Raw genomic sequence first — 24135 nt, 5'->3', positions numbered from 1 at the left:
TCAGCACATGAGCTCACCTCCCTCGTCCGAGCGCGCCGTTGCGACCGCGGTACGCCTGCGCGGCGTCACCAAGGTGTACGAGTCCGGCGTCGTCGCGCTGGGGCCGATCGACCTGACGATTTCCAAAGGCGAGTTCGTCTCGCTGCTCGGCCCCTCCGGCTGCGGCAAGTCGACGGCGCTGCGGTTGATCGCCGGGCTTGCGAGCCCGAGCGGCGGTACGGTCGACGTCGCGGCGTCCGAGACGCATCCGGGCCATCGCATCGGCTTCGTGTTTCAGGAGCCGACCTTGATGCCCTGGACCAGCGTGCGCGACAATGTCGGCTTGCCGTTGAAGCTTGCGCATGTCCCGGCCACGGAGGCACGGCCGCGGATCGATGCCGCCTTGGCGCAGGTCGGCCTGCCGGATTTTGCCGATGCATTCCCGCGCGAATTGTCCGGCGGCATGAAGATGCGCGCCTCGCTGGCGCGAGCGCTGGTGACACGGCCCGACATCCTGCTGATGGACGAGCCGTTCGCGGCCCTCGACGAGATCACGCGCTTCCGCCTCAACAACGACCTGCTGGCGCTGTGGCGCAGCCTGAACATGACCGTCCTGTTCGTCACCCATTCGGTGTTCGAGTCGGTCTACCTGTCGCAGCGCGTCCTGGTGATGACGGCGCGGCCCGGCCGGCTCAGCGCCGAGATCCGGATCGACGTCGACGCGCGCGATGATGCGTTCCGCGCCTCGCCGGACTACGCCGCATATTGCCGCCGCGTCTCGGACGCGTTGGCGCCGGCCTACACCGGGGTGCATGCGCTGTGAGCGGCGTACGAGAGCAGAGAACGTTTGTCGCGGCAGCGCGGCTGGCGAGCCTCGCCTTTCCGGCCTTGGTTTTCGTCGCAGCGATGACGGCGTGGGAGTTGGTGGTGCGCGTCAACGGCATCCAGCCTTATGTGCTGCCGGGGCCGCTGCTCATCCTGAAGACCTTGGTTGCCGACTGGGACATTCTGGCGCAGTCGCTGCTGACGACACTGATCACGACGCTCGAAGGCTTCATCGCCGCCGCCCTCGGCGGCATCGCGCTGGCGCTGCTGTTCAACCAGTCGAGATGGCTGGAATGGGCGTTGTTTCCCTATGCCGTGGTGCTGCAGGTGACGCCCGTGATCGCGGTCGCGCCGCTGCTCCTGATCTATCTGCCGCAGCAGACCGCGGTGGTCGTGTGCGCCTGGATCGTCGGCTTCTTCCCCGTGCTGTCCAACACCGCGCTCGGGCTCAACTCGGTCGATCGCAATCTCGCTGGCCTGTTCCAGCTCTACGGCGCCTCGCGCTGGCAGACCTTGCGCCATCTGAAATTGCCCGCCGCTCTGCCCTATATTCTCGGCGGTCTGCGCATCGCCGGCGGCCTGTCGCTGATCGGCGCCGTCGTCGCCGAGATCGCCGCCGGCAGCGCCGGCGCGGGATCAGGCCTCGCCTATCGCATCGCAGAATCCGGCTATCGTCTCAACATACCCCGCATGTTCGCCGCGCTGGTGCTGCTGTCGGTCGCCGGGATTGTCATCTATGGCTTGCTGGCGCTAGTTTCGCACCTCGTTTTGCGGCGCTGGCACGAAAGTGCTCTTGGAAAGGACAACTGATGGCGGCCACTTCGTCTGACAAGATCGATGTTCTGATCTATGGGCCGCTGCGGCCGATCCTGGAAAAGGGTTTCCCGGACAGCTTCACTGTGCACCATGCGACGACACAGGCCGATCTCGAAGCGCTGCCAGCGGACGTGAAAGGGCGGATCCGCGGCGTCGCCGTGACCTTCCACACCGTGAAGACCGATGCCGCCGTGATGGCGATGCTGCCGAAGCTGGAGATGATCGCAAGCTTCGGCGTCGGCTATGACCACATCGCGGCCGCCCATGCCGGTCAGCACGGCATCATCGTCACCAACACGCCCGATGTCCTGACCGAGGAGGTCGCCGACGTCGCGATGGGCCTGTTGATCGCCACCTGCCGCGAGTTCATCAAGGCCGACCGCTTCGTGCGCTCCGGCGAGTGGACGTCGAAGCCCTATCCGCTCAGCGTCGGCTCGCTGCGCGACCGCACCGTCGGCATGGTCGGCATGGGCCGCATCGGCCAGGCGATCGCGCGCCGGCTCGAAGCCTCGCTGGTCCCCGTCGTCTATCACTCGCGCAATCCGGCGGCCGGTGTCGCCAACAAGCACTATCCCGACCTGCTCGCGATGGCGAAGGACGTCGACACGCTCATCGTGATCGTGCCCGGCGGCGCCGGCACCAACCGGATCGTCAATGCCGAGGTGCTGAAGGCGCTCGGACCGCGCGGCGTCGTCGTCAACGTCGCCCGCGGCTCGGTCATCGACGAACAGGCTTTGGTCGAGGCGCTGAAATCCGGCACGATTCTCGCGGCTGGCCTCGACGTGTTCGAGAAGGAGCCGGTGGTGCCCGACGCGCTCAAGGCGATGGACAATGTCGTGCTGCTGCCACACATCGGCTCGGCTGCCATCGTAACCCGCAACGCGATGGATCAGCTGGTGGTCGACAATCTCAAGGTCTGGTTTGCCGGCAAGCCGCCGCTGACGCCCGTTCCGGAAACGCCGGTGAAAGGCCGCTGATGAAACGTTCGCTCCCAATGCTGATCGCGCTGCTGTCGTCAGTGGCGGGCGTCCCTGCCGTTGCGCAGGACGCCGCCGGCCTGAAGAAAGCGATGATCGGGCAGTGGGAGCTTGCGACCACCGAGCGCAGCAAGACCTGCGTCGTGACCTTGAAGCCGGACGCTGCGCCGCGCGGGCAGAAGCTCGAGCTGGAGCCGGGCTGCGCCGCCGCGCTGCCCTTCACCAAGGACATCGCCGGCTGGAACGTGAAGGGCCTCGACATCGTCAGTCTCCAGGCCGCCAATGGCGAGGCGGTGATCGACTTCACCGAGGTCGAGGCCGGCATCTTCGAGGGCCTGCGCCAGGGCGAAGGCGTCTACATCCTGCAGAACCTCGCGGCGGCGCGGTCGCTGGCCAAATCGATGGACCAGATGATCGGCGATTGGGCCATGGTCCGCGGCAACGGCGCCACGATCTGCAGCCTGGTGCTGACCAACAACGACGCCGGCCACGACAATTTCCAGGTGTTCGTGAAGCCGAAATGCGACGCCGCCATCGCAGCGTTCGCACCGAGCCAGTGGCGGCTCGAGCACGGCCAGATGATGCTGATGTCGGATCGCGGCGAGACCTGGCGGTTCGAGGCGGACGACAATGCGCAGTGGCGGCTGGTGCCCGACAGCGCCAATCCGCTGATCATGCTCAGGCAGTAGGGCGAGACGCGCGCCGTTGAGCGCCCTTGCCGCGCGTCGGGCAAGCCTCTTCCGGCATCGGATTTGGTTAGCGGTCGGTTACGTGCCTGTTCCACCAATTGGAACTTGTTGTTTACGCATCTTGCGTCTGATGGTTGCATTCCATCGAGGGGGCCCGTCATGCGTGAGTTGTTGCGCCGGTTCAACAGGTCGCTGCCGTCGTTCAGCCTCAACGACAAGATCTCTGCGGCTGCGGCCGCGTTCGCCGTCCTGGTGATGCTGTCGACACTGGGCGCGCTGTCGGCGCTGCGCGAGCAGCGCCTGTTCTACGACCGGCTCGAAGCGCTTTCCATTGCGGCCCGCAACATCGAGCGCACCAACGCGCTGATCTACGCGGTCGTGATGGAATCGCGCGGCATCTACATGTCGTTGGACCGCACCGTCGCGCGGCGCTACGCCGACTCGCAGCTTGCGAAGATTGCGCAGCTGAGCAAGGTGGTCGACGAATGGGAAAGCCGGGTCACCGATGACGACGCCGCGCTGTTCGCCCCGTTCAGGAAGCGGATCGATCAGTTCGTCGCATTCCGCACCGAGATGGCGCGGCAGACGATCTCGGTCGGATCGTCGGCGGCGCGCGAGCTCGGCGACAATGACGAGAATCGCGCGGTGCGCACCGCGCTCAACGAGGACCTCGAGAAATTGTCGCGGCTCTATGCCGACCGCACCCGCGAGCTCGGCGAGGCGGCCGACGCGCGCGGCATGGCCGCGTTCTATCTGGGCGCGCTCGGGGCGGTGATCATCGTGCTGATCGCGGCCGCGGCGCTGGCGCTGCGCTGGGGCGTGCTGATGCCGCTGCTGGACATCGCCCGCGTCACCGACCGCATCGCCGCCGGCCGCATCAAGCTCAAGATTCCCCATGCGCGGCGCCATGACGAGATCGGACGGGTCGCGCATGCGGTGGAGACTTTCCAGAACGGCGCCTTCCGGATTCAGGAGCTCGAGCAGCACGAGGTCGAGATCGAGCGCCAGCACGCCGACATCCTGCGCGAGCACGAGCGGCTGGAGCAGGGCGCGCTCAGCAACCAGCAGCGTCTGGATGCCGCGGTCGCCAACATGGCCCAGGGCCTGATCATGCTCGACAGCTTCGGCTACGTGCTGATGGTCAACGAGCAGTACCGCGAGCTGTACGGCGTTCCTGCCTCGGTTGCGAAGCCCGGTGCGCATGTGCGCGAGATCCTCGCGCACCGCGCCAAGCTCGGCCTGCTGCGTGAGAAGCCGTCGGAGTTCCTCGCCGCGCTACGGGAGCGCATGAAGGAGCGAAGGGCCGAGGTCGTCGAGGTCGAGCTCGCCGACGGCCGCATCATCCGCATCTCGGAGCGTCCGATGGACGGCGGCGGCTGGATCGCGACGCATGAGGATTTCACCGCGCAGCGCCGTGCCGAGCGCAAGCTCGCGCGCGCCGAATATTTCCTCGCCGCATTGCTGGAGAACATCCCGCAGGCGGTGCTGGCCAAGGATGCGCAGTCGCTGCGCTACATGTTCGTCAATCGCGCCGCCGAGCGTCTGTTCGGCGTGCCACGCACCGACATCATCGACCGCACGCCGGGCGAACTGTTCTCCGCGCCGACCGGCGCGATCCTCGAGGAAGCCGCCCGCGAACAGCTCGCAGGGCGCGGCGACGATGAGCCGCGAGCCCATAGCATCCTCACACCCGGAAATGGTCCGCGCGACATCGTCGTGCGCCGGCTGCCGGTCTCGATCGGCGAGGGCGAGCCGAAATATCTGCTCAGCATCATCGAGGACCGCACGCAGGATCAGCGCGTGGCGGCATGATGCGTCACGTGGCAACGCCGGGGATTGCCCTGCCTTGAGGTCGCCTTGATCTGCATCAAGAACGGCCACGCCGGGCGGACTAGCGTGCTCGGAACGGAGGCCTGTTCATGATCCGACGTCTGGGGATTCCCTTTGCTACCCGCCTTGGCGCTGCGGCGCTGCTCACGCTCGCCGTCGTCGCGCCGGTGCATCAGGCTGTCGCGCAGGACGTGCTCGGCGGAGCGATCCTCGGCGGCGCCGGCGGAGCGATCCTGGGCGGCGCGATCGGCGGCGGCCGGGGCGCTGCGATCGGCGCCGTGATCGGGGCCGGCACCGGAGCTGCAATCGCGGCCGATGGCGAGCGCCGTCGTGGCGGTTATTATTCCTATCGCAATGGCTGCTATTTGCAGCGCGGCGACGGGTCATGGGTCCGCGCACACCCGCGCTACTGCTACTAAGCCTTATCCGTCGGCCGAATTGGCCGCCTGGCGGCGCGACGAACGCGCTGCCGGTGGCTTTGTCGCGCGCTCCAGCGCGTGGATGACGCGCGGATCCTCGCAATGCGCGACGTTGAAGCGCATCATCGTCGCGGCGGATTGCGCCGCGCTGAAGACGTCGCCGGGCGCGAGCACCACATGTTCCTCGAGCGCGGCCTGGGCCACCTCGATCGCCGTACAGCCGTCCGGCAACCTGCACCACAGATGAAAGCCGCCGCGTGGCATCAGCCAGGGCGCGATGCCGATGCGCTGCAGCCGTGCTGCCACGCGCGGCCGCGCCCGCGCAAGCCGAGCGCGCAGCTCCTCGATGTGCTTGCGGTAGCTGCCGCTGGTCAGCACCTGGGTCAGTGTCTCCGCGGCGAACTGTCCGGGGCCGCCGAAGCCGGTCGCGATCTGCAGGTCGATCAGCGGCTCGATCCAGTCGGCGCGCGCGGCGATGTAGCCGCAGCGCACCGAGGCCGACAGCGTCTTGGAGAAGCTGCCGACCAGGATCACCCGCGTCAGCCCGTCGAGCGCCGCGAGCCGCGGCGACGGCTCCGGCTCGAAATCGCCGTAGATGTCGTCCTCGACGATGATCGTGTCATGCGCCGCCGCGGCGTTGAGCAGCCGGTGCGCCGTCTGCAGCGACAGCGTCGCGCCGGTCGGATTGTGCAGGCCCGAATTGGTGATGTAGAGCCGCGGGTGCTCGGCTGCGAGCATCGCCTCGAACCGCGCGACGTCGGGTCCGCCCGGCGTCATCGGCACGCTGACGATCCGCGCCTGATGCGCGCGCAGCAACGCCAGGAAATTGAAGTAGCAGGGATCGTCGACGAGCACGGCGTCGCCGGGACGCAGCAGCATGCGGCAGATCAGGTCGATCGCCTGCGTGCCGGACGAGGTCAGCACCAGCTGCTCGCTGAACGCGTCGATGCCGAGGCCGGCAAGGCGGCCCTGCAGCAGCCGTCGTAGCGCCGCCGATCCTCGCGCCGCGCCGTAGTCGCTCAGCACTGGGCCGCCGCCGCGCGCCAGCGTGCGGACCGCGCGCCGCAGCGCGTCCTGCGGCATCCACTCGGCCGGCAGCCAGCCGCAGCCGGGCGTCAGCGTTCCCGGCCCGGCGTCGAGCGACTGCCGCGACACCCAGAACGGATCGACCGCCCGCGGACGGTGCGGCTCGCGATCGGCGAGGGCCAACGGCGGCAGCGCGGTGTCGGCGACATAGAAGCCGGAGCCGCGCCGGGCCCGGATCACACCCTCGGCGGCGAGCCGGTCATAGGCCTCGACGACGGTGGCCGGCGAGACGCCCATCGCCGCGGCGAAGGCGCGGATCGACGGCAGGCGCTGGCCGACGTCGAGCGCGCGCGTCGCCAGACGCTGCCGGATCGCATCGACCACGGCGGTGGTCCGCGTGCCGTCTCGGCGGGACTCGAGCGTCCTTGATTCCAAAGTGTATTGCTTTCGGCATCAGTACAGAATGTCGAAATTGTATCGGTCTGTGACTGCCGCAACAAGCCCGATCCGGCTAAGGGATCTGCGAGGAGGAGCCGTGCATGAAGGGATCGATCGAAGGTTGGGGGAGCGGCATCGTCGGCATGACGATCTTCAGCGGCTCGCTGCCGGCCACGCGGGCGGCGCTGGAGGGTTTTGCGCCGCTGTTCCTGACGGGCGCACGCGCGACGCTCGCGGCCGTGCTGGCTGCGCTTTGTCTTTTGCTGTTGCGGCAGCCGCTGCCCAGCCGGCGTGATCTGGTGTCGCTCGGGATCGTATCGCTCGGTGTGGTCATCGGCTTTCCGCTGCTCACGGCGCTCGCGCTCCAGCACATCACCTCGGCCCATGCGATCGTGTTCGTCGGTCTGCTGCCGTTGTCGACCGCCTTGTTCGGCGTGCTGCGCGGCGGCGAGCGGCCGCGGCCGTTGTTCTGGCTGTTCGCAGTCCTTGGCGCTGCGGCGGTCTCGGGCTTCGCCCTGTCGCAGGACGGCGTCGCGGCGCCGATCGGCGATCTCGCCATGATCGCCGCGATCATCGTCTGCGGCCTGGGCTATGCCGAGGGCGCCATGCTCACGCGCCGGCTCGGCGGCTGGCAGGTGATCTCGTGGGCGCTGCTGTTGTCCGCACCGCTGATGCTGTCGATGGCGGTGCTGACGCTACCCGGCGCGTCACATGACATCACGGCCGCGGCGTGGCTGGGCCTTGCCTATGTCTCCGTCTTCAGCATGTTCATCGGCTTCGCCTTCTGGTACCGCGGGCTCGCGCGCGGCGGCACTGCGACGGTGGGCCAGCTGCAATTGCTGCAGCCCTTCCTCGGCCTCGGTTTTGCGAGCCTGCTGCTGCATGAGCCGGTGTCGGCCACGATGATCGCCGCAGCCGGAATCGTCGTCGTCTGTGTGGCGATGGCGCGTCGCTGGGCGTAAGCCGTCAGCGGCTATTTGCGGTGATAGAGTCCAGTGAAGCTGACGCCGGCACCGCCGCAATCATTGTTGTCCTCGACCAGCAAAAGCGCGCCGATGCGCTGCAGACGCACGCGGCACTCGTCGCCGGCATTCGGCCGATCGAACGGCGTGCTGCCGTCGTCGACGAAGGCGATGAGGCCGCCCTTGGGCTCTGCCGTCGCGCCGAGCGATCCGTTGCGCAACTCGCGACCGGCCGGCAGCACCTGATCGCCTTCGATCCTGAGCCGGTTGCCGGCCGCTTTCCTGATCGTCAGTCCCCCTCCCGGATGCTCCCAGCTTCCGGCCCAGTCGGACATTGCCGGCGCGGCCATCGGCGCGACGGTGGTGAGGGCTGCGCGCGGCAGCCAGCCGGTGGTCCAGATCTGGGCCTTCGCACGCGGCGCCTGGTAGCTGACGCAGACGAAATCGCCGTGGGTCCTGCCGACCAGCACGAGGTCGTCGCCGACGAGGTACGCCTTCTTCCGGCAGGCGTCGGTCGCAGCGGGACAGCCTGCGGCCTTGAAGCCATCGTCATAGGGGCTCTTGACGAAATTCACGCGCGGCTGGCCGCTCACTTTGGCGACGACGAGTGGCCGCGCATCGTCCCAGCCGATGCCATTGCAATTGGCGGGATCGTTGGCGTCGTAGGCAGCCGCCGCGGTGACGGTCAGGCCGCCGAGGATCAGTCCGATGAAGGCCGCGCGCATCCGTCATTCCTCTCCACGCTTCGCCAGCATTAGCCGACGTGGGAAGACGGCCGGTTCAACGCGGCCCGACGTTTCGTCTATCCCGCGGCGATCTTTTGGCAGCTCCGACCGCGGCACGCTGCATGCGTCGTCTCGTCGGCGTCGCGCCTTCACATCACCCCGATGCTCTTCAGGCTGGTGTGGCCGTTCTTGCCGACGATGATGTGATCGTGAACCGTGATGCCGAGCGGCTTGGCGATCTCCACGATCGTCTTGGTCATCCGGATGTCGGCCTGCGACGGCGTCGGATCGCCCGAAGGGTGATTGTGCACCAGGATGATCGCAGTGGCCGACAATTCGAGCGCGCGCTTGATCACCTCGCGCGGATAGACCGGCGTGTGATCGACGGTGCCGGTCTGCTGCACCTCGTCGGCGATCAGCTGGTTGCGCTTGTCGAGAAACAACAGCCTGAACTGCTCCTTGTCGGCGAACGCCATGCTGGTGCGGCAATAGGTGATGACGTCCTGCCATGACGCCAGCGCGTGCTTCTGCCGCACCTCGCCCTTGGCGATGCGGTGCGCGGCGGCGGCGATCAGCTTGAGCTGGGTGATCGAGGCGTCGCCGACGCCGTCGATCTCGCGCAGCCGCGGCTCCGGCGCGTGGATCACCTCGGCGAACGATCCGAACGTCTTCAGCAGCGCCTTCGCCAGCGGCTTGACGTCGCGCCGCGGCAGCGCGGCGAACAGCACCATCTCCAGCAGCTCGTAGTCGTTGAGGGCGTCGGGGCCGGCGCTGTGGAAGCGCTCGCGCAGCCGCTGCCGGTGGCCGTGATAGTGCGGCGTGTCCGGCGGCGTATCGTCGGGGGGAGGGGCTTTCTCGGGCATCGGCGTCAGCATGCCGTGATGCCGCATTTTTGCAACCTCGAAGTGCTCGCGCGCCGCAGGGCGCGCCTTGCTAGGCCGCGCGCCCGGTCAGCACGAGGACGAGGCCGACGATGAGCGGAAACGCTGTGGGGTGGAAGGTGAGAGCAACGCCGAAGGCGCGGCCCGCCGCGCCCCTGGCATAGCCGAGCCAGAACAGCAGCCGCCCGAGGCCGAACAGGATCACGAGCGTGAGCAGCACCGGACGACGTCCTTCTCGTCCGTCGGGCGATCCTGCTTATGGCTGCAGACTGCCGATGAAGGCTTCGATGCTGGCGAGGACCGGCCTCTGGTCGCCGGCGAACATCCAATGGTCGGCGCCGTCGAACTCGACGAAGCGCGCGCGGCGGATATGGCTGGCGAGATGCCGCCCGGCCCCGACGAGCACGGCGCGGTCATGGCGACGGTGCAGCACCAGGGTCGGCGCAGAGACCCGGGCGAGCAGGTGGCGGACGTCCATATCCCTGAAGGCTTCGAGCAGGCCCTTGATGGCGCCGGGGCTGGATGCCGCGCGAAGCAGTCCGGCCCACCAGGCCCGCGCCTGGGGATCGCCGGCCAGGCTCGGTGCGAACGTCTCGATGCCCGCCGGTCCGCCCCATTCGGCCACGAGCTGTCGCAGCCAGATGCTGTACTGGCCGGCCTGCAACGCATGCGGATAGTCTGATGTCGCGCTGCCCTTGGCGAGCGAGGCGAACAGGATCAGCCCGGCGACGCGCTCGGGATGGTCGGCCGCGAAGGTGATGCAGGCCGGCCCGCCCTCGGAGGCGCCGAGCAGCACCGTGCGCCGGCTGCCGGCGGCGTCGAGCACGGTCGCGATGTCGCGCGCCGTCGCCTCCACGCTCGGGCTGAAACCGACCCGGTCGGAGAGCCCGATGCCGCGGCGATCGAACAGGATCAGACGGCCGATTCTGGCGAGCGCGGACAGCAAGGCCCGACAGCGCGGCTCCTCCCAGATCCGCTCGACATGCGAGACGAAGCCGGGCAGCAGCAGAATGTCCAGCGGACCGGTGCCGTAGGTCTGATAGGCCAGATGAACGCCGTCGCCCAGGACATAGCGCGTCGGCGGCGCGCTCTCGCCTTGCGCCGCGACGCCCTGCGTCAGCAGCGCCAGCGTATCCGGTTCGGGGGAGACGCCGAGCTCGTCGCGCAGGCGCTGTGTCAGGGCGTCGAGATGACGCTCGGCGGCGGCGCGGTCGCCGGCCAGCAGCAGGCTGCGAATCAGGGCGCGGCCATAGACCTCGCTGAGCGGATCGAACGCGACGAGGCGCCGGGCGTGGGCCGCCGCCGCGGCATGGTCACCGGCCGCGCTGCGATCCTGCACCACGCGCTCCAGCGCCTGGACCGCCCGGCCGCGCAAGGCTTCGCGCCGGAAGAAGGCCCATTCCTCGAACTGCGGACAATCGCCGGGCGTGAAGCCGTCGAGGAAGTCACCTGCATAGAGGCGGCAGGCCAGCTCGAATTCGCCGCGGTCGCAGGCCGTTTCGAACAGCCCGGATTCGACCTCCAGCTCGGCCGCGGCCGCCCACCGAATCGTCGCGCGATCGATGGTGAGGCAGCCGTCGCCGAGCGTGAGCTGGAGCCGGTGCAGCAGGCGCCGCAGCCGCGCCCGCGCCACCTCCTCGGAACTCTCGGGCCAGAGCATCGTCGCCAGAACGTCCCGCGCGACGCGGCCCTTGGCCTCCGCCAGATAGACCAGCAGAGCGAGGCCCTTGCGCAGCGACAGCGGGCATGGCTGGCCGTCGCGATGCAGCTCGGGAAAGCCGAATGTCCGGACGCGGAACTGAACCATTGTCGTGCGACCTGCATGGCTGCGTCCGGGGGACGCTCGGGGGACGGTCGATTGGTAAGGCTCAGGCTCGCGCGGGACGTGAACGATCCCAGGATCGGGCGTCTCGATCACGGCCATGCCGTCCTCGATGCAACAAGGAAACATTCATGTCCGGACGTCTCCTCATCATGCTCTACGCCATCACGAGCTATGCCGTCTTTCTTGGGTCGTTCGTCTGGGCGGTCGGTTTCGTCGGCAATTACAACTATCTCACGGCCAAGTCGATCGACGTGGGCGAGTCCAGCACCGTGACCGAGGCCGTCGTCGTCGACGTGCTGCTGCTGGCGCTGTTTGCGGCCCAGCACAGCGTGATGGCGCGTCCGGCCTTCAAACGGTGGTTCACGCGCATCATTCCGGCGGCGGCCGAGCGTAGCACCTATGTGCTGCTGTCCAGCGTGATCCTGCTGCTGCTGTTCTGGCAATGGCGTCCGATCCCGATTCCGGTCTGGCGCGTCGAGGGCGTCGCCGCGGCCGTGCTGACCGGCGTCCACTGGCTCGGCTGGCTCATCGCGCTCAGCTCGACCTACATGATCGATCATTTCGATCTGTTCGGCCTGCGGCAGGCCGTCCTCGCCCTCCGCGGCACCGATGCGACGGCGCAGCCGTTCAAGACCCCGCTGCTGTATCGCCTGGTGCGCCACCCGCTGATGCTGGGCTTCCTGCTCGCGTTCTGGGCCACGCCGGAGATGTCGGTCGGTCATTTGCTGTTCGCGGTCCTCGGCACGGCCTACATCCTGATCGGGCTGCAGCTCGAGGAACGGGACCTGGTTGCCGAGTTCGGCGAGAGCTATCGGCGCTACCGCCAGCGGGTGCCGATGCTGCTGCCGCGGCTGATCGGCGGCCGGCGCACCGAAGAGACCGAAACGTCAGCGCGTGGCATGCGCTAGCGGCCTCGATTGCCTGCTCCCTCCGCTCCGGCTTGGGCGATGCAGCGCCCACGTAGACGTGAATTGGTGCGGGGGACCTCAGCACCTATGTCGGGCTTGAATGCTGCGATGCAAAATCACAGCTCGACAGCCTCTGTTCTCATAAGGCCCTATGGCCTGCCGTTTCCGCCCGAGAGAGATCCGCGTTGACCACCATCACGTCCGATTCCGGCGACTCGCTGTCCGCCTGGATCACGCTGCTATTGGCCTTTTCCTGCGGGCTGATCGTCGCCAACATCTATTATGCGCAGCCGTTGATCGGGCCGATCAGCGCCGACCTCGGGCTGCGGCCGCAGCTCGCGGGACTGCTGGTGACGATGAGCCAGATCGGCTACGGCGCAGGTCTCTTGTTCGTGGTGCCGCTCGGCGACCTCATCGAAAACCGCAAGCTCGTCATCACGACCATCATCGTCGGCGCCGCCGCACTCGGCTGTGCGGCCCTGGCGACGAGCCCATCGACATTCCTGCTCTCGGCGCTGCTGATCGGCTTCGGCTCGGTCGCGGTGCAGATCCTGATCCCGTATGCCGGCCATATGGCGCCGGAGGCGATCCGCGGCCGCGCCGTCGGCAATGTCACCACCGGCCTGATGCTCGGCATCATGCTGGCGCGGCCGCTCGCGAGCTTCGTCGCGGCCCATGCCTCCTGGCACGTCATCTATATGGCCTCCGCGCTCGCCATGCTGATCCTTGCCGTCGTGCTGCGCCTGGCCCTGCCGCCGCGTGAGCCGCAGGCGCGGCTGAGCTATGGCCAGCTGCTCGGCTCGATGGTCGAGCTCTATCGCGACACGCCGGCGCTGCGCCGCCGGGCGCTGTACCAGGCCGCGCTGTTCGGCGGCTTCAGCGTGTTCTGGACCACGTCCCCGCTGCTGCTGGCCGGGTCCGATTTCCGGATGTCGCAGACCGGCATCGCCCTGTTCGCGCTGGCTGGCGTCGCCGGCGCGATCATGGCGCCGGTCGCCGGCCGCATCGCCGACCGCGGCTGGACGCGTCCGGCGACGGTCGCATCGATGCTGCTGTGCGCGGTCGGCTTCGCGCTGACGCTGACGGTCCCGCTCGGAACGAATGGGTCGCTGGCCACGCTGGTGATCGCCGCCATCGCGATCGATTGCGGCGCGCAGCTCAGCCTCATTCTCGGCTATCGCGTGCTGTTCGTGCTCGGCGCAGGCCAGCGCAGCCGACTCAACGGGCTCTACATGACCACCTTCTTCGTCGCGGGCGCTGCAGGGTCGGGCCTCGGTGCGTGGGCCTATGTGCATGGCGGCTGGACGGCCGCCGCCGCATTCGGCACGGCGCTGCCGCTCGCCGCGCTGGCCTATCAGTTCACCGAGCCGAATTGATCAGAACGGGCTGCGCTTCAGCCCGGGCACCAGCGCCGCCAGCCGGTCCTTGATCCACGGCGCTGGCGGCAGCTTGCCGGTGGGCATCTCGACCGCGGCGGCCGGGTTGCGGCCCACCGCGAGCGTCAGGGTCGCGAGATAATGGTCGCGCTCCTCCTTCACCGCGCAATGCGCGCGGTGATCGGGATCGGCCTCGGTCGCGACGCGGTCGTTGGCATTGATGACGAGCCGCTGCTTCGGCCGTCCAGTGTAGTCGGGCACGTTGGTGTAGATGAACTCGTTCAGCGCCTCGGGAAAGAAGGTCTGTCCGGTCAACACCGTGGCCTCGTCGACAAACACCCTGAAGTGGATGTGGGTGGCGCGGCCGGCATACCAGCCGGGATAGATCGTCCTGAAGCCGGCCCAGCCGGCGGCATCGGCCATCTGGGTGCCGCGCAGGAACGTCTTGCCGCTCTGGTCGAGCTTGTGATTGTCGCTCTGGCCGGGATAGCCCGAATAGATGCCACGGGCGTCGCAGTGCCAGACGTCGACCCGTGCGCCCGGGATCGGTGCGCAGGAGCCGGCCTCGATGACGCGAAGGCGCAGCCTGAGCGGGACGCCCGGCCGGTCCTCGGCGATCTCGGCGCGCACCAGCTTGGGATCGAGATAATAGGGGCCCGACTCCGACTGCGGCGTCAGGATGCAGGCATCGTCGGCATTCGCCAATGCAGGAACTGTCTCCGACGCGGCGCGCGCCGGCGGCGTCAGCAGCGCTGCGCCCGCGGAGAGAAGGCCGAGAACGCCACGGCGTGTTGCGATGGTCAGAGCTGCCTCCCGCAATCGCATGCGATGGAGGCGGCAGTCGATCAGCCGGACATGGCAACAATCGGACGCCCTGCGACCATTCGTCCAGGGAGCCCGCTCACACCTGCGTCAGCGGCTTCTCGCCATGGCGCTCCGACAGCGTGAAGATCTCGACGCCGTCGGCGGTGACGCCGACCGAATGCTCGAACTGCGCCGACAACGAGCGGTCCCGCGTCACCGCGGTCCAGCCGTCGGACAGGATCTTCACATGCGGCTTGCCGAGATTGATCATCGGCTCGATGGTGAAGAACATGCCGGGCTTGAGCAGCACGCCCTCGCCGGGCCGGCCGACATGGATGATGTTCGGCTCGTCGTGGAACAGCCGGCCGAGGCCATGGCCGCAGAAGTCGCGCACCACGCTCATGCTCTGCGGCTCGACGAAGCTCTGGATCGCATGGCCGATGTCGCCGGTGGTGGCGCCGGGCTTCACCGCGGCGATGCCGCGCATCATCGATTCGTAGGTGACCTCGATCAGCCGCTCGGCCTTGCGCGCGATCGGGCCGATCCCATACATGCGGCTCGAATCGCCGTACCAGCCGTCGACGATGAAGGTGACGTCGACGTTGATGATGTCGCCTTCCTTCAGCGGCCGGTCGTTCGGCATGCCGTGGCAGACCACGTGGTTGATCGACGTGCAGGTCGAATAGCGATAGCCGCGATACATCAGCGTCGCCGGATAGGCGCCGTGGCTGAAGGCGAAGTCGCGGACGAAATCGTCGATCCGCGAGGTCGGCACGCCCGGCTTGACGATGTCGGTGAGCGCATCGAGGCACCTCGACACCAGCGCGCCGGCCTTGCGCATGCCGGCAAAGCCGCTCGGGCCGTGCAGCTTGATCTGGCCGTTCTTGCGCGCAGTGGTGTCGGTCGCTTCGATATAGTTCATGGGCCTGTTTCGTTCTCAGGGGTGTCGCGGGGTGATCGCCTAATTTAATGATCGTGCCGGCCGGTGCAAGCCGGGTGTGCACGGCCGGATCTGCCGCCTAGCCGGTCGGCACCTCCAGCGTGGTCTCCACCGGCAGCGCACCGCCGCGAACGCGAAGCTCTCGCACCGGATACGGCACCCTGATGCCCTCGCGCTTGAAGGCCTCCCACAGCGCCAGCATCACCTCGCTCTTGACGCTGTCCATGTAGCTGGGGTCGGCGATCCATGTGGTCAGCGAGAACTTCATGCCGGCCTCGGTGAACTCGGTCAGCAGGCAGTTCGGCGCCTTCGATTTCAAGGTGCGCGGCGTCTCGGCCGCGATCTCGGTGGCGAGCTTGCAGACGACCCGGGGATCGGCGTCGTAGTTGGTGCCGAAATTGACCTTCACCAGCGTGTTCTTGTCGGTGTAGGTCCAGTTGGTCACCTTCTGGGTGACAAGGTCCTCGTTCGGGATCAGGAACTCGCGGCCGTCGCCGGCGGCGACCGAGATGTAGCGCGTGTTCATCGCGCTGATGCGCCCCGAGCTGTCGCCGATGGTGACGAGATCGCCCGGCTTCACCGATTTGTCGGCCAGCAGGATGATGCCGGCGACGAAATTGGCGACGATGCGCTGCAGGCCGAGGCCGATACCGACACCGGCGGCGCCCGAGAAGATCGCGAGCGCCGACAGGTTGATGCCGACCGCGCTGATCGCAATCGCGACGCCGAGGATCATCAGGCCCATGCGGACCATCTTGATCAAGAGCACCTGGATGGACGGTGTCAGGTCGGTCGAGCGGGTGATGCGGCTCTCGACGAAATTGCTGGCGATGTTGGTCAGCCACAGCACCGCGAGCAGCAGCACGCCGAGCTTGATCACCAGCAGCGGCGTCAGCCTGAGGCCGCCGAGCACGACCGAGATGGAATCGAGCGCGTCGACCACGTTGTCGAGCTGGCCGATGATGCTGAGCGCGGCGACCAGCCAGGCCGAGATCGACACGATCTGCACGATGAAGGTGCTGCGGATCACCGAGGTGATCAGCCGGATCACGAGCCAGGCCAGCGCCAGCTTGAGCGCGACGGCGAGCAGGTAGCTGCGGCTCGGCCAGGTCCACAGCAACATGCCGGTGCGGGCGATCCGCATCAGGATCACGAACACGACCGTGGCGACGCTCTCCAGCAGCACCCGTAGCAGCTGCCGCAGCGGGCCCGGCCAGCCCATCGCCAGCGAGGTCATGTCGATGCGCGCGCGCACGGCGGCGCGTGCCGCAAAGGCAATGCCGGCGCCGCTCAGCACCAGCCCGAGTTGAAGATAGAACCACGGCGAGGTGACCTCGGCGCCGATCGAGCGGCCAACGGTCTGCAGGAATTCGAGAACGTCTTTCAGGTCGAGGTCCATCAGCGGGGTCTCGGAGGGGAACAGTGGCGCGGGTTGGCGGGGTCAGCGGGATTTAGTTCGTTTTCGTCACGGGCGATTGCCGCGAAATATACCCCGAACACGGCCGAGGATGGAAAAATGGGCATATCGCCGCGATAGGAGCAAATCCGGTTGGCGTGCAAGTGTGGCGACGATAAGGATGTAAAACTCGGATTCATCAGCGTTTTTTCATGACATCCCTCGACGCCGTCAGCATTGCCATCCTCCTCGGTGCGGTCCTCGTCATGGCCGGTATCCTGTCGAGCCTGCTGGCGCTGCGCTTCGGCGCACCGCTGCTGCTGGTGTTCCTGGTCATCGGCATGCTGGCGGGCGATTCCGGCCCTGGTCATATCGAATTTCAGGACGTCCGTACCACCTATCTGGTCGGCTCCGTCGCGCTGGCGCTGATCCTGTTCGACGGCGGCCTGCGCACGCGCTTCCAGAGCATCCGCACCGTGCTGGCGCCCTCGATGGTGCTCGCCACCGTGGGCGTGCTGATGACCGCGTTCATCACCGCGCCGGTGGCGAAATATGCCCTCGACCTCGGCTGGACCGAGGCGATGCTGGTCGGCGCCGTCATCGCCTCGACCGATGCCGCGGCCGTGTTCCTGCTGGTGCACGCCCAAGGCCTGCGGCTGCGCCCGCGCGTCGGCGCCACGCTGGAGGCGGAGTCCGGCAGCAACGATCCGTTCGCGGTGTTCCTCACGCTGATGCTGGTCGAGCTGATCTCGGTCGGTCAGGGCTCGTTCGGACATTTCGCATTCGAGCTGGTCCGCGAAGCGGTGCTCGGCACGCTGTTCGGCATCGTCGGCGGCCGCCTCGTCGTCATCGGCCTCAACCGGGTGGCGCTGCCGCAGGGCCTGCACGCGCCGTTCGTGACCACGGCCGCGCTGGTCATCTTCGGCATGGCGCAGATCGCGCACGGCTCCGGCTTCCTCGCCGTCTATCTCGCCGGCCTCATCGTCGGCAACCGGCCGACCCGCGCGCACAACTCTGTCGTCACCTTCCTCGATGCCGCGACCTGGCTCGCCCAGATCGTGATGTTCGTGCTGCTCGGGCTGCTGGTGTCGCCGCAGCGGCTGCTCGACAGCCTGCTGCCGGCGATCGCTGTTGCGCTGATGCTGATGCTGGTGGCGCGACCTGTCGCGGTGTTTCTCTGCCTCTATCCGTTCCGCTTCAACTGGCGGGAGAAGGCGTTCATCGCCTGGACCGGCCTGCGCGGCGCGGTCGCGATCTTCCTCGCCTCGATCCCGCTGCTGGTCGGGCTGTCCAAGGCCTATCTCTATTTCGACGTCGCGTTCGTGGTCGTGATCATCTCGCTGCTCGCGCAGGGCTGGACGCTCGGCGTGGCCGCGCGCAAGCTGCACGTGGCGCTGCCGCGCACCGATCGGGGCCCGCGCCGCATCGAGCTCGATCTGCCCGGCCAGCTCGAGCAGCAGCTGGTCGGCTATTCGATTCGCTCCAAGAGCCTGTACTTCCGCCGCGGCCTGATCCCGTCCTGGTCGAAGCCGACGCTGGTGATCCGCAACGAGCAGATTCTGTCGCCGCCCGAGGCCGAGCCGATCGCGCCGGGCGACTATCTCTATCTGCTGGCACCGCCGGAAAAGGCCGAGTCGCTCGACCGCTTCTTCGTCGACATGCCGCCGTCGGCGGCGCCCGACCCGCATCTGCTCGGCGACTTCATGGTCTCGGCCGAGCATACGCTCGACGAGGTCGCCGGCATCTATGGCGTCAAGCTCGACGAGGGCGAGGACAAGCTGACGCTCGCCGACTATTTCGACATCCATCTCGACAACGCGCCGAAGGAAGGCGCGACCCTGGCGCTCGACACCATCGTGCTGGTCGCCCGCTCGATCTCCGGCGGCCGCGTCAACGTGGTCGGCCTGCGCCTGCCGGAGGACGAGGAGGATGTGCCGGTGCTGACGCGCAAGGAGCGGATGAAGCGCAGGCTGGCCAGTGTCTGGTCGTCGCTCGCGGGCGTCTGAGCTTCAATCCGCCGCCGGCAGCACGGCGATCGAGATCGTATTCTCCGGCGCGCCGCTGACCTGCAGCACGAGGGGCTGCGATCTCAGTTCGTACTTCATGGTCTTGCGGATGCCGTCGCAATCGGTGGCGCCGCTGAAGCCGGCCGGCTTGAGGATCTTGCCGTCCTGCACGACGTCGATCCAGGCCGCGGCTGATAGGCTGATCGTGTAGACGCCGGCCTTCGGCGCCGCGGTGATCCGCGTGAGGCCGGCGAAAGTGCCGTCCTTGGGCGCGCGTTCCGGCGGCATCGCCAGCTTGGCCTCAGCCGTCGGACGCAGCTCCAGCACGATGCCGGTCGCAGGAATGGCGGCGATCTCCACACCCGATGCGAGCTTCTGGCGGTCAGCCGAGGTCAGCGCGGCGCGCTCGCGCGCGATGTCCCATTTGAACTTGTCGCAGCCGCTCGGCTCGGTGGCGAGCGCGACCGTGCTGGCGGCCAGCGTGAGGAGGAGGGCAGTCACGGCGGGACGGATCAGGATCATGACGGACTCGCTACCGTTACGCCGCGCAGCAACCCGCGGCATTTCGATACCGCGATAACAGGAGGTGGAGGGACCGTCATCCCCTTCGATCGTCGCGCTCACGGTGCGAGCGCCGTCATCCGAGAGCGATCCAGCCGCTCCTGCGACTCCTTCGTCGTGTCGGCTTTCGGTCGCATCAATTCTTGGCGTCCGGCGCATGCAGCACCGCCCGGCAGCCAGGCGGCAGTTGCGCCATCGTGATCGGTTGCGGCGGCTTGGGCGGCTCTTTCGGCGGCGGCGGATGCAGCACCGCGTCCGAGAACCAATAGTCGAGGTCGCCGCAGCCGTCGCCGCCCTCCTGGTCGGTCTGGCCATGACAGTCCGGGTTGCCCGGCGGGCACACCATGCGGATGTGGAAATGATAGTCGTGACCCCACCACGGTCGCACCTTGGTGAGCCAGCTGCGGTCCCCCCTAGCGTCACGGCACAGCGCCTTCTTGATCGCAGCGTTGACGAAGATGCGTTGCACCGACCGCTCCTGCGCGGCGGTGCGGATCACGGCGAGGTGGCCCTTCGTGAACACGCGCGGATCGACGTCGAGGCGATCGGGCCGCACCATCATGACCGCCGACATCTCCTCGCGCTCGTTGCGCGACAGCCGATGGTCGGGCATGGGCGTCAGCCAGATGTCGGCGTCGAGCCCGATCTGATGGCTGGCATGGCCGCTCAGCGCCGGCCCGCCGCGCGGCTGGCTGATGTCGCCGACCAGGATGCCGGGCCAGCCGGCATCCTTGTGCGCGCGGGTCGCCAGCCGTTTCAGCAGCGCGATCAGGTTGGGATGACCGAAATTGCGGTTGCGCGACAGCCGCATCACCTGCCAGCCCTCGCCATTGATCGGCATTCGCTCGGCGCCGGCGATGCAGCCGCGATTATAGGTTCCAATCACCTTGGTCGGTTGCGCCGAGGGCAGGATCCTGCGGGCGAACAGCTCCTTGGCCGGTGTATCCGGATCGTCCGGATGCGCCAAGGGCGGCAGGGCCTTCGGCTCGACGCTGCCCTTGTCCTGGGCACGGGCCGGAGCCGTCGCGGCAATGACGGCCGAACTGATGATGACGACCAGAATCAGGCGGACATGCATGGAGCGAGTGTAGCGGCTGCCGACCGGTCGAGATGCCCAATTCTGCGTCAACGTCAGGCATTCGAGCCACTTTAACCTGATTTTAACCCTGCTGCCGGATTGGCGGAACAGGCTGAACACGGCTCAATTGCGTGAGTTCGTTCGGTAAATGAACACCACGTGCGGGGCCATTGCACGGTATGCGGGTCTTTTTTGGTCCGCGGCAACCGACGTCACTTATCTCTGGTTGTACCGCAGCCCTTGGTTGATCCTCCGCGCAAGTCTCAGCTCTCCAAATACGCGAGTGCGTCTGCCTGTTCCCGTAACCAGTGGCTGTCGTGCCCCGCATCAAGATACCATTTTTTCAGAAACGTGGCCGAAAACTGCTCGTCGAGAAGGAGAGTGAGGCACGCAATGCGGCCCGTTCGGCCACCCACGGCAAAAAAGCGCAATCGCGTGCCAAGCGCCCGCGATGCAATTCACCCGGTCAAGCCGAGCCCGAAATTGCGGCGGCACAACCTGCGCAACCTCGGCCCCGTCGATGAGATCGCGGGCAATTGCGCCGAAGTGGCGATGGCGGAGGCGAAGAAGGCGCATGATCGTCTCATCGAAGCGATCGACATTCTTCCCGAGGGTATCGTGTTCCTCGACGCCGACGGCCGCTACATTCTCTGGAACAAGAAATACGCCGAAATCTACAACCGCAGCTCGGACCTGTTCGAAGCCGGCGCGCGGCTGCAGGACACCATCCGGGTCGGCGTGGCGCGGGGCGATTATCCGGAAGCCGCCGGGCGCGAGGAGGAATGGATCGCCGAGCGGCTGGAGAGGCTGTTCCAGCCGAGCGGCCGCCACGAGCAGAAATTGTCCGACGGCCGCACCATCCTGATCGAGGAGCGCCTGACCGGCGATGGCGGGATCGTCGGCCTGCGCGTCGACATCACCGAATTGAAGCAGCGCGAGGAGTCGTTCCGCCTGCTGTTCGACGGCAATCCGGTGCCGATGATCGTCTGCGCGACGGATGATGGGCGCGTGCTCGGCGTCAACGAAGCGGCGGCCCAGCATTACGGCTATAGCCGCGCCGCCTTCGAGCGGCTCGGCATCCGCAACCTGCAGGCCTATGAGAGCGAGCCGCCCTGGGCCGGCGAGGAGCAGGCGGCGCGCACCTGGAAGCATGTCCGCGCCGATGGCGCCCTGATCGATCTCGCGATCTATTCACGCCATCTCGTCCACAACAGCCAGCCCGCCGTGCTGCTGGCGCTTATGGACATCACCGAACGCAAGCGCGCCGAGGCGCGGCTCGCCTTCCTGGCCCAGCACGATGCACTGACCGGCCTGCCGAGCCGCAACCTGCTGCGCCAGAAGATCGATGACAAGCTCGCCCAGATGCGGCGCGGCTCCGAGAAAATCGCCGTGCTGGTGCTCGGCCTCGACAATTTCAAGTCGATCAACGACACGCTGGGCCACGCCGTCGGCGACCGGCTGCTGCGCGGGGTCGGCAAGCGGCTGCGCTCGATCCTGCGCCAGGAGGACATCGTCGCCCGTCTCAACTCCGACGAGTTCGCGGTGGTGCAAGGCGGGCAGGCACGGCCGGAGGATGCGGCCCAGCTCTGCCGCCGGCTGTTGCAGGCGATCGCCGATCCTTATCTCATCGACGGCAGCTCGGTGACGATCGGCGCCACGATCGGCATCGCCATGGCGCCGAACGACGGCGACGATGCCGAGAAGCTGCTCAAGAACGCCGACATGGCGCTGTCGCGCGCCAAGAACGAGACGCGCGGCACCTTCAGCTATTTCGAACCCGGCATGGATGCCCGCGCGCAGAGCCGGCGCAAGATCGAATCCGAGCTGCGCGAGGCCATCCAGCGCGACGTGCTGCAGCCGCATTATCAGCCGCTGATCGACCTCTCGACCGGACGCATCACCGGGTTCGAGGCGCTGGTGCGCTGGCCGCATCCCGAGCGCGGCATGATCCCGCCGTCGGAGTTCATCCCGGTCGCCGAGGACACCGGCCTGATCTCGGCGCTTGGCCGCGCGATGCTGCGCCAGGCCTGCAGCGACGCTGCAAAATGGCCGGACGACGTCCGCGTCGCCGTGAACATGTCGCCGCTGCAGTTTCGCGTCGGCAACGTGCTGTCGCTGGTCATGGACGTGCTGAAGCAGTCGGGCTTGCCGCCGAGCCGGCTCGAGCTCGAGATCACCGAGACCCTGGTGCTTGAAAAGAGCGGCCAGGTGCTGGCGACCCTGCATGCGCTACGCGCGCTCGGCGTCCGCATCTCGATGGATGATTTCGGCACCGGCTATTCCAGCTTGAGCTATCTGCGCAGCTTTCCGTTCGACAAGATCAAGGTCGACCAATCCTTCATCCGCGATCTCGCCGCCAATCGCGAGGCGCAGGCGATCGTCCGCTCGATCGTCAGCCTCGGCAAGGGGCTCGGCGTCATCATCACGGCCGAGGGCGTCGAGACCGAGGCGGAGCTCCGCTGTCTGCGCGCCGAGGGCTGCCATGAAGGGCAGGGTTATCTGTTCAGCCGGCCCCGGCCCAATGTCGACATCGTCCGGCTGTTGCAGGCGCAGCGAGATGCCATGGACGGTGCCTCATCTGGCAACGCGCTGGTGGCTTGAGCGAGCGACGCTGGCTGATGTCGGGCGCGCCTCGAAGCGCCGGCGATACGCCGCGGGCGATGTTCCGACGATGCGACGGAAAGCGACGCGAAACGTTTCGAGTGACCGGTAGCCGCACTGCGCCGAGATGTCCGCCAGGGAGAGCGTCGCAGTCTCCAGCAGCTCCCGCGCCCGCGCCATGCGCTCCTGCTGCAGCCAGGCCGCAGGGCTCGCGCCAGTGCTGTCCTTGAACGACCGCAGCAAGGTGCGCTCGCTCATCCCGGCGCGTTTTGCCATCGCGCTGATCGCAATCGGCTGCGCCAGTCGCGCCCGCGCCCAGTCCATGACCTCGCCGATCGTCCGTCCCGGGCGCGCCTGGACCGGTGCGACGACGTACTGCGCCTGCCCGCCGTCCCGGTGCGGCGGCATCACCAACCGCCGCGCAACGGTGTTCGCAACCTTGCTGCCGAAATCACGCCGGACCAGATGCAGGCAGGCGTCGATGCCCGCCGCGCTGCCGGCCGAGGTGATGACGTTGCCCTCGTCGACATAGAGCGTGTCCTCCTCGACCTGAATGCGGGGGTAGAGCCGCTTCAGGTCGGGGATGTGCCGCCAATGCGTCGTGGCGCGTTTGCCGTCCAGCAGGCCTGCGGCTGCGAGCACGAACACGCCGGAGCAGATCGACAGGCATCGCGCGCCGCGCGCAGCCGCCTGCGAGATGGCGCGCAGCAGGCGCTCGGGCGGCCGCTCGGTGCGATCGCGCCACCCCGGCACGATGATCGTGCGGGCGTCCTTCAGGCGCGCGAGCGGCGCGCCGGCCTCAACGACGATGCCGCCGATCGCGCGTGACCGCCGTCCCTCGGCCGAGACCACCTTGAACCGATACCAGGAGAAATCGAACTCCGGCCGCGGCAGTCCGAACACTTCGACCGCGATGCCGAACTCGAACGTGCACAGCCCGTCATAGGCAATGACGGCGACGAGGCCGGGATCCTGACGATGGCTGCTGGCTGCGGCTGGCGGCATTGGCGGAAACTTACCGGACTTTGTCGGATCCGTCACTTGGGGCGCCGGGCATCTCGGGCGAGATTCGG

General features: G+C 67.5%; 22 protein-coding genes. 11 read left to right on the top strand and 11 right to left on the bottom strand.

Going from position 1 to position 24135, the window contains the following annotated elements; all coding sequences use genetic code 11:
- The first annotated feature begins 7 nt into the window (after window positions 1-7).
- The 6 genes from QX126_RS23600 to QX126_RS23575 all read left to right on the top strand — a co-directional run bounded on the left by QX126_RS23600 (window position 8) and on the right by QX126_RS23575 (window position 5535).
- Entirely contained in the window at window positions 8-802 is a 795-nt protein-coding gene (locus QX126_RS23600) for an ABC transporter ATP-binding protein (protein ID WP_315783973.1), read from the top strand.
- An 83-nt stretch (window positions 803-885) separates the two neighbouring features.
- The gene (locus QX126_RS23595; protein ID WP_409997693.1) at window positions 886-1614 is read left to right on the top strand and encodes an ABC transporter permease; all 729 of its coding nucleotides are present in this window, start codon (window positions 886-888) and stop codon (window positions 1612-1614) included.
- On the top strand, window positions 1614-2597 hold the full coding sequence (locus QX126_RS23590; protein WP_315783971.1) for a 2-hydroxyacid dehydrogenase: 984 nt from the start codon (window positions 1614-1616) through the stop codon (window positions 2595-2597). Before QX126_RS23595 ends, QX126_RS23590 begins: the two co-directional genes overlap by 1 nt.
- A 92-nt stretch (window positions 2598-2689) precedes the next feature.
- Complete coding sequence (locus QX126_RS23585; RefSeq protein WP_315774075.1) at window positions 2690-3286, top strand: AprI/Inh family metalloprotease inhibitor; 597 nt, start codon at window positions 2690-2692, stop codon at window positions 3284-3286.
- 159 nt (window positions 3287-3445) lie between these two features.
- On the top strand, window positions 3446-5098 hold the full coding sequence (locus tag QX126_RS23580) for a PAS-domain containing protein (protein ID WP_315783969.1): 1653 nt from the start codon (window positions 3446-3448) through the stop codon (window positions 5096-5098).
- A 107-nt stretch (window positions 5099-5205) separates the two neighbouring features.
- A complete protein-coding gene (locus QX126_RS23575; protein ID WP_315753882.1) occupies window positions 5206-5535 on the top strand; it encodes a hypothetical protein in 330 nt (109 codons plus the stop codon).
- Between the two features lie 3 nt (window positions 5536-5538).
- Here the strand turns inward: QX126_RS23575 and QX126_RS23570 are convergent, their stop codons facing one another.
- Window positions 5539-6945 carry a PLP-dependent aminotransferase family protein gene (locus QX126_RS23570; RefSeq protein ID WP_315783967.1) on the bottom strand — a complete coding sequence of 469 codons (1407 nt, stop codon included), beginning with the start codon at window positions 6943-6945 and terminating at the stop codon, window positions 5539-5541.
- 155 nt (window positions 6946-7100) lie between these two features.
- Here QX126_RS23570 and QX126_RS23565 point away from each other — a divergent pair, with 155 nt between their 5' ends.
- On the top strand, window positions 7101-7961 hold the full coding sequence (locus tag QX126_RS23565; protein ID WP_315783965.1) for a DMT family transporter: 861 nt from the start codon (window positions 7101-7103) through the stop codon (window positions 7959-7961).
- An 11-nt stretch (window positions 7962-7972) separates the two neighbouring features.
- On the opposite strand, the gene QX126_RS23560 is transcribed toward QX126_RS23565, so the two are convergent.
- The 4 genes from QX126_RS23560 to QX126_RS23545 all read right to left on the bottom strand — a co-directional run bounded on the left by QX126_RS23560 (window position 7973) and on the right by QX126_RS23545 (window position 11374).
- Window positions 7973-8686, bottom strand: coding sequence for a hypothetical protein (locus QX126_RS23560; RefSeq protein WP_315783963.1), 714 nt, complete (start codon window positions 8684-8686; stop codon window positions 7973-7975).
- A gap of 149 nt (window positions 8687-8835) precedes the next feature.
- Entirely contained in the window at window positions 8836-9549 is a 714-nt protein-coding gene (gene radC, locus QX126_RS23555; RefSeq protein WP_315775855.1) for a RadC family protein, read from the bottom strand.
- Window positions 9550-9619: 70 nt separating this feature from the next.
- On the bottom strand, window positions 9620-9787 hold the full coding sequence (locus QX126_RS23550; RefSeq protein ID WP_315783961.1) for a hypothetical protein: 168 nt from the start codon (window positions 9785-9787) through the stop codon (window positions 9620-9622).
- A gap of 36 nt (window positions 9788-9823) precedes the next feature.
- The gene (locus QX126_RS23545) at window positions 9824-11374 is read right to left on the bottom strand and encodes an alpha/beta fold hydrolase (RefSeq protein ID WP_315783959.1); all 1551 of its coding nucleotides are present in this window, start codon (window positions 11372-11374) and stop codon (window positions 9824-9826) included.
- 146 nt (window positions 11375-11520) lie between these two features.
- Between QX126_RS23545 and mddA the strand changes: the two genes are divergently transcribed.
- Together mddA and QX126_RS23535 are read left to right on the top strand one after the other, a co-directional pair.
- Entirely contained in the window at window positions 11521-12300 is a 780-nt protein-coding gene (gene mddA, locus QX126_RS23540; protein WP_315783957.1) for a methanethiol S-methyltransferase, read from the top strand.
- A 185-nt stretch (window positions 12301-12485) separates the two neighbouring features.
- Window positions 12486-13676: an MFS transporter gene (locus QX126_RS23535; RefSeq protein ID WP_315783955.1), complete on the top strand. Its 1191-nt coding sequence runs from the start codon at window positions 12486-12488 to the stop codon at window positions 13674-13676.
- Here QX126_RS23535 and QX126_RS23530 read toward each other — a convergent pair whose 3' ends face one another.
- The 3 genes from QX126_RS23530 to QX126_RS23520 form a co-directional block, all read right to left on the bottom strand.
- The gene (locus QX126_RS23530; protein ID WP_315783993.1) at window positions 13677-14480 is read right to left on the bottom strand and encodes an intradiol ring-cleavage dioxygenase; all 804 of its coding nucleotides are present in this window, start codon (window positions 14478-14480) and stop codon (window positions 13677-13679) included.
- 97 nt (window positions 14481-14577) lie between these two features.
- Window positions 14578-15402, bottom strand: a complete 825-nt coding sequence (gene map / locus QX126_RS23525; RefSeq protein WP_315773590.1) for a type I methionyl aminopeptidase — start codon at window positions 15400-15402, stop codon at window positions 14578-14580.
- Between the two features lie 97 nt (window positions 15403-15499).
- Complete coding sequence (locus tag QX126_RS23520; protein WP_315735015.1) at window positions 15500-16819, bottom strand: mechanosensitive ion channel family protein; 1320 nt, start codon at window positions 16817-16819, stop codon at window positions 15500-15502.
- A gap of 209 nt (window positions 16820-17028) precedes the next feature.
- Here QX126_RS23520 and QX126_RS23515 point away from each other — a divergent pair, with 209 nt between their 5' ends.
- Window positions 17029-18822, top strand: coding sequence for a potassium/proton antiporter (locus QX126_RS23515; RefSeq protein WP_315783953.1), 1794 nt, complete (start codon window positions 17029-17031; stop codon window positions 18820-18822).
- Between the two features lie 3 nt (window positions 18823-18825).
- Here the strand turns inward: QX126_RS23515 and QX126_RS23510 are convergent, their stop codons facing one another.
- The gene (locus QX126_RS23510) at window positions 18826-19344 is read right to left on the bottom strand and encodes a hypothetical protein (protein WP_315783951.1); all 519 of its coding nucleotides are present in this window, start codon (window positions 19342-19344) and stop codon (window positions 18826-18828) included.
- Between the two features lie 175 nt (window positions 19345-19519).
- Window positions 19520-20461 (bottom strand): penicillin-insensitive murein endopeptidase, encoded by a 942-nt coding sequence (mepA, locus tag QX126_RS23505; protein ID WP_315783949.1) that lies wholly within the window; start codon window positions 20459-20461, stop codon window positions 19520-19522.
- A gap of 393 nt (window positions 20462-20854) precedes the next feature.
- On the opposite strand from mepA, the gene QX126_RS23500 reads away from it, so the two are divergent.
- Window positions 20855-23062, top strand: coding sequence for a putative bifunctional diguanylate cyclase/phosphodiesterase (locus QX126_RS23500; RefSeq protein WP_315783947.1), 2208 nt, complete (start codon window positions 20855-20857; stop codon window positions 23060-23062).
- Here QX126_RS23500 and ftrA read toward each other — a convergent pair.
- Window positions 23036-24067: a transcriptional regulator FtrA gene (gene ftrA / locus QX126_RS23495; RefSeq protein WP_315735007.1), complete on the bottom strand. Its 1032-nt coding sequence runs from the start codon at window positions 24065-24067 to the stop codon at window positions 23036-23038. The genes QX126_RS23500 and ftrA overlap by 27 nt on opposite strands.
- Window positions 24068-24135: the final 68 nt, after the last annotated feature.

The sequence above is a fragment of the Bradyrhizobium sp. SZCCHNPS1003 genome, assembly GCF_032381555.1.
In the GTDB taxonomy this organism is placed as follows: Bacteria; Pseudomonadota; Alphaproteobacteria; order Rhizobiales; family Xanthobacteraceae; genus Bradyrhizobium.
Note: the sequence above shows the minus strand (reverse complement) of the source record. Positions and strands in the feature narration are given on the sequence as shown.

Excerpts from the sequence above, each read along its gene's own strand:
- QX126_RS23575 (WP_315753882.1), top strand. The coding sequence starts at position 5,206 with ATGATCCGACGTCTGGGGATTCCCTTTGCTACCCGCCTTGGCGCTGCG.
- QX126_RS23595 (WP_409997693.1), top strand. The coding sequence starts at position 886 with ATGACGGCGTGGGAGTTGGTGGTGCGCGTCAACGGCATCCAGCCTTAT.
- map (WP_315773590.1), bottom strand. The coding sequence starts at position 15,402 with ATGAACTATATCGAAGCGACCGACACCACTGCGCGCAAGAACGGCCAG.
- QX126_RS23580 (WP_315783969.1), top strand. The coding sequence starts at position 3,446 with ATGCGTGAGTTGTTGCGCCGGTTCAACAGGTCGCTGCCGTCGTTCAGC.
- radC (WP_315775855.1), bottom strand. The coding sequence starts at position 9,549 with ATGCCCGAGAAAGCCCCTCCCCCCGACGATACGCCGCCGGACACGCCG.
- QX126_RS23560 (WP_315783963.1), bottom strand. The coding sequence starts at position 8,686 with ATGCGCGCGGCCTTCATCGGACTGATCCTCGGCGGCCTGACCGTCACC.
- QX126_RS23590 (WP_315783971.1), top strand. The coding sequence starts at position 1,614 with ATGGCGGCCACTTCGTCTGACAAGATCGATGTTCTGATCTATGGGCCG.
- QX126_RS23500 (WP_315783947.1), top strand. The coding sequence starts at position 20,855 with ATGCGGCCCGTTCGGCCACCCACGGCAAAAAAGCGCAATCGCGTGCCA.
- QX126_RS23515 (WP_315783953.1), top strand. The coding sequence starts at position 17,029 with ATGACATCCCTCGACGCCGTCAGCATTGCCATCCTCCTCGGTGCGGTC.
- QX126_RS23600 (WP_315783973.1), top strand. The coding sequence starts at position 8 with ATGAGCTCACCTCCCTCGTCCGAGCGCGCCGTTGCGACCGCGGTACGC.
- ftrA (WP_315735007.1), bottom strand. The coding sequence starts at position 24,067 with ATGCCGCCAGCCGCAGCCAGCAGCCATCGTCAGGATCCCGGCCTCGTC.
- QX126_RS23520 (WP_315735015.1), bottom strand. The coding sequence starts at position 16,819 with ATGGACCTCGACCTGAAAGACGTTCTCGAATTCCTGCAGACCGTTGGC.
- QX126_RS23510 (WP_315783951.1), bottom strand. The coding sequence starts at position 19,344 with ATGATCCTGATCCGTCCCGCCGTGACTGCCCTCCTCCTCACGCTGGCC.
- QX126_RS23545 (WP_315783959.1), bottom strand. The coding sequence starts at position 11,374 with ATGGTTCAGTTCCGCGTCCGGACATTCGGCTTTCCCGAGCTGCATCGC.
- mddA (WP_315783957.1), top strand. The coding sequence starts at position 11,521 with ATGTCCGGACGTCTCCTCATCATGCTCTACGCCATCACGAGCTATGCC.
- mepA (WP_315783949.1), bottom strand. The coding sequence starts at position 20,461 with ATGCATGTCCGCCTGATTCTGGTCGTCATCATCAGTTCGGCCGTCATT.
- QX126_RS23585 (WP_315774075.1), top strand. The coding sequence starts at position 2,690 with ATGATCGGGCAGTGGGAGCTTGCGACCACCGAGCGCAGCAAGACCTGC.
- QX126_RS23565 (WP_315783965.1), top strand. The coding sequence starts at position 7,101 with ATGAAGGGATCGATCGAAGGTTGGGGGAGCGGCATCGTCGGCATGACG.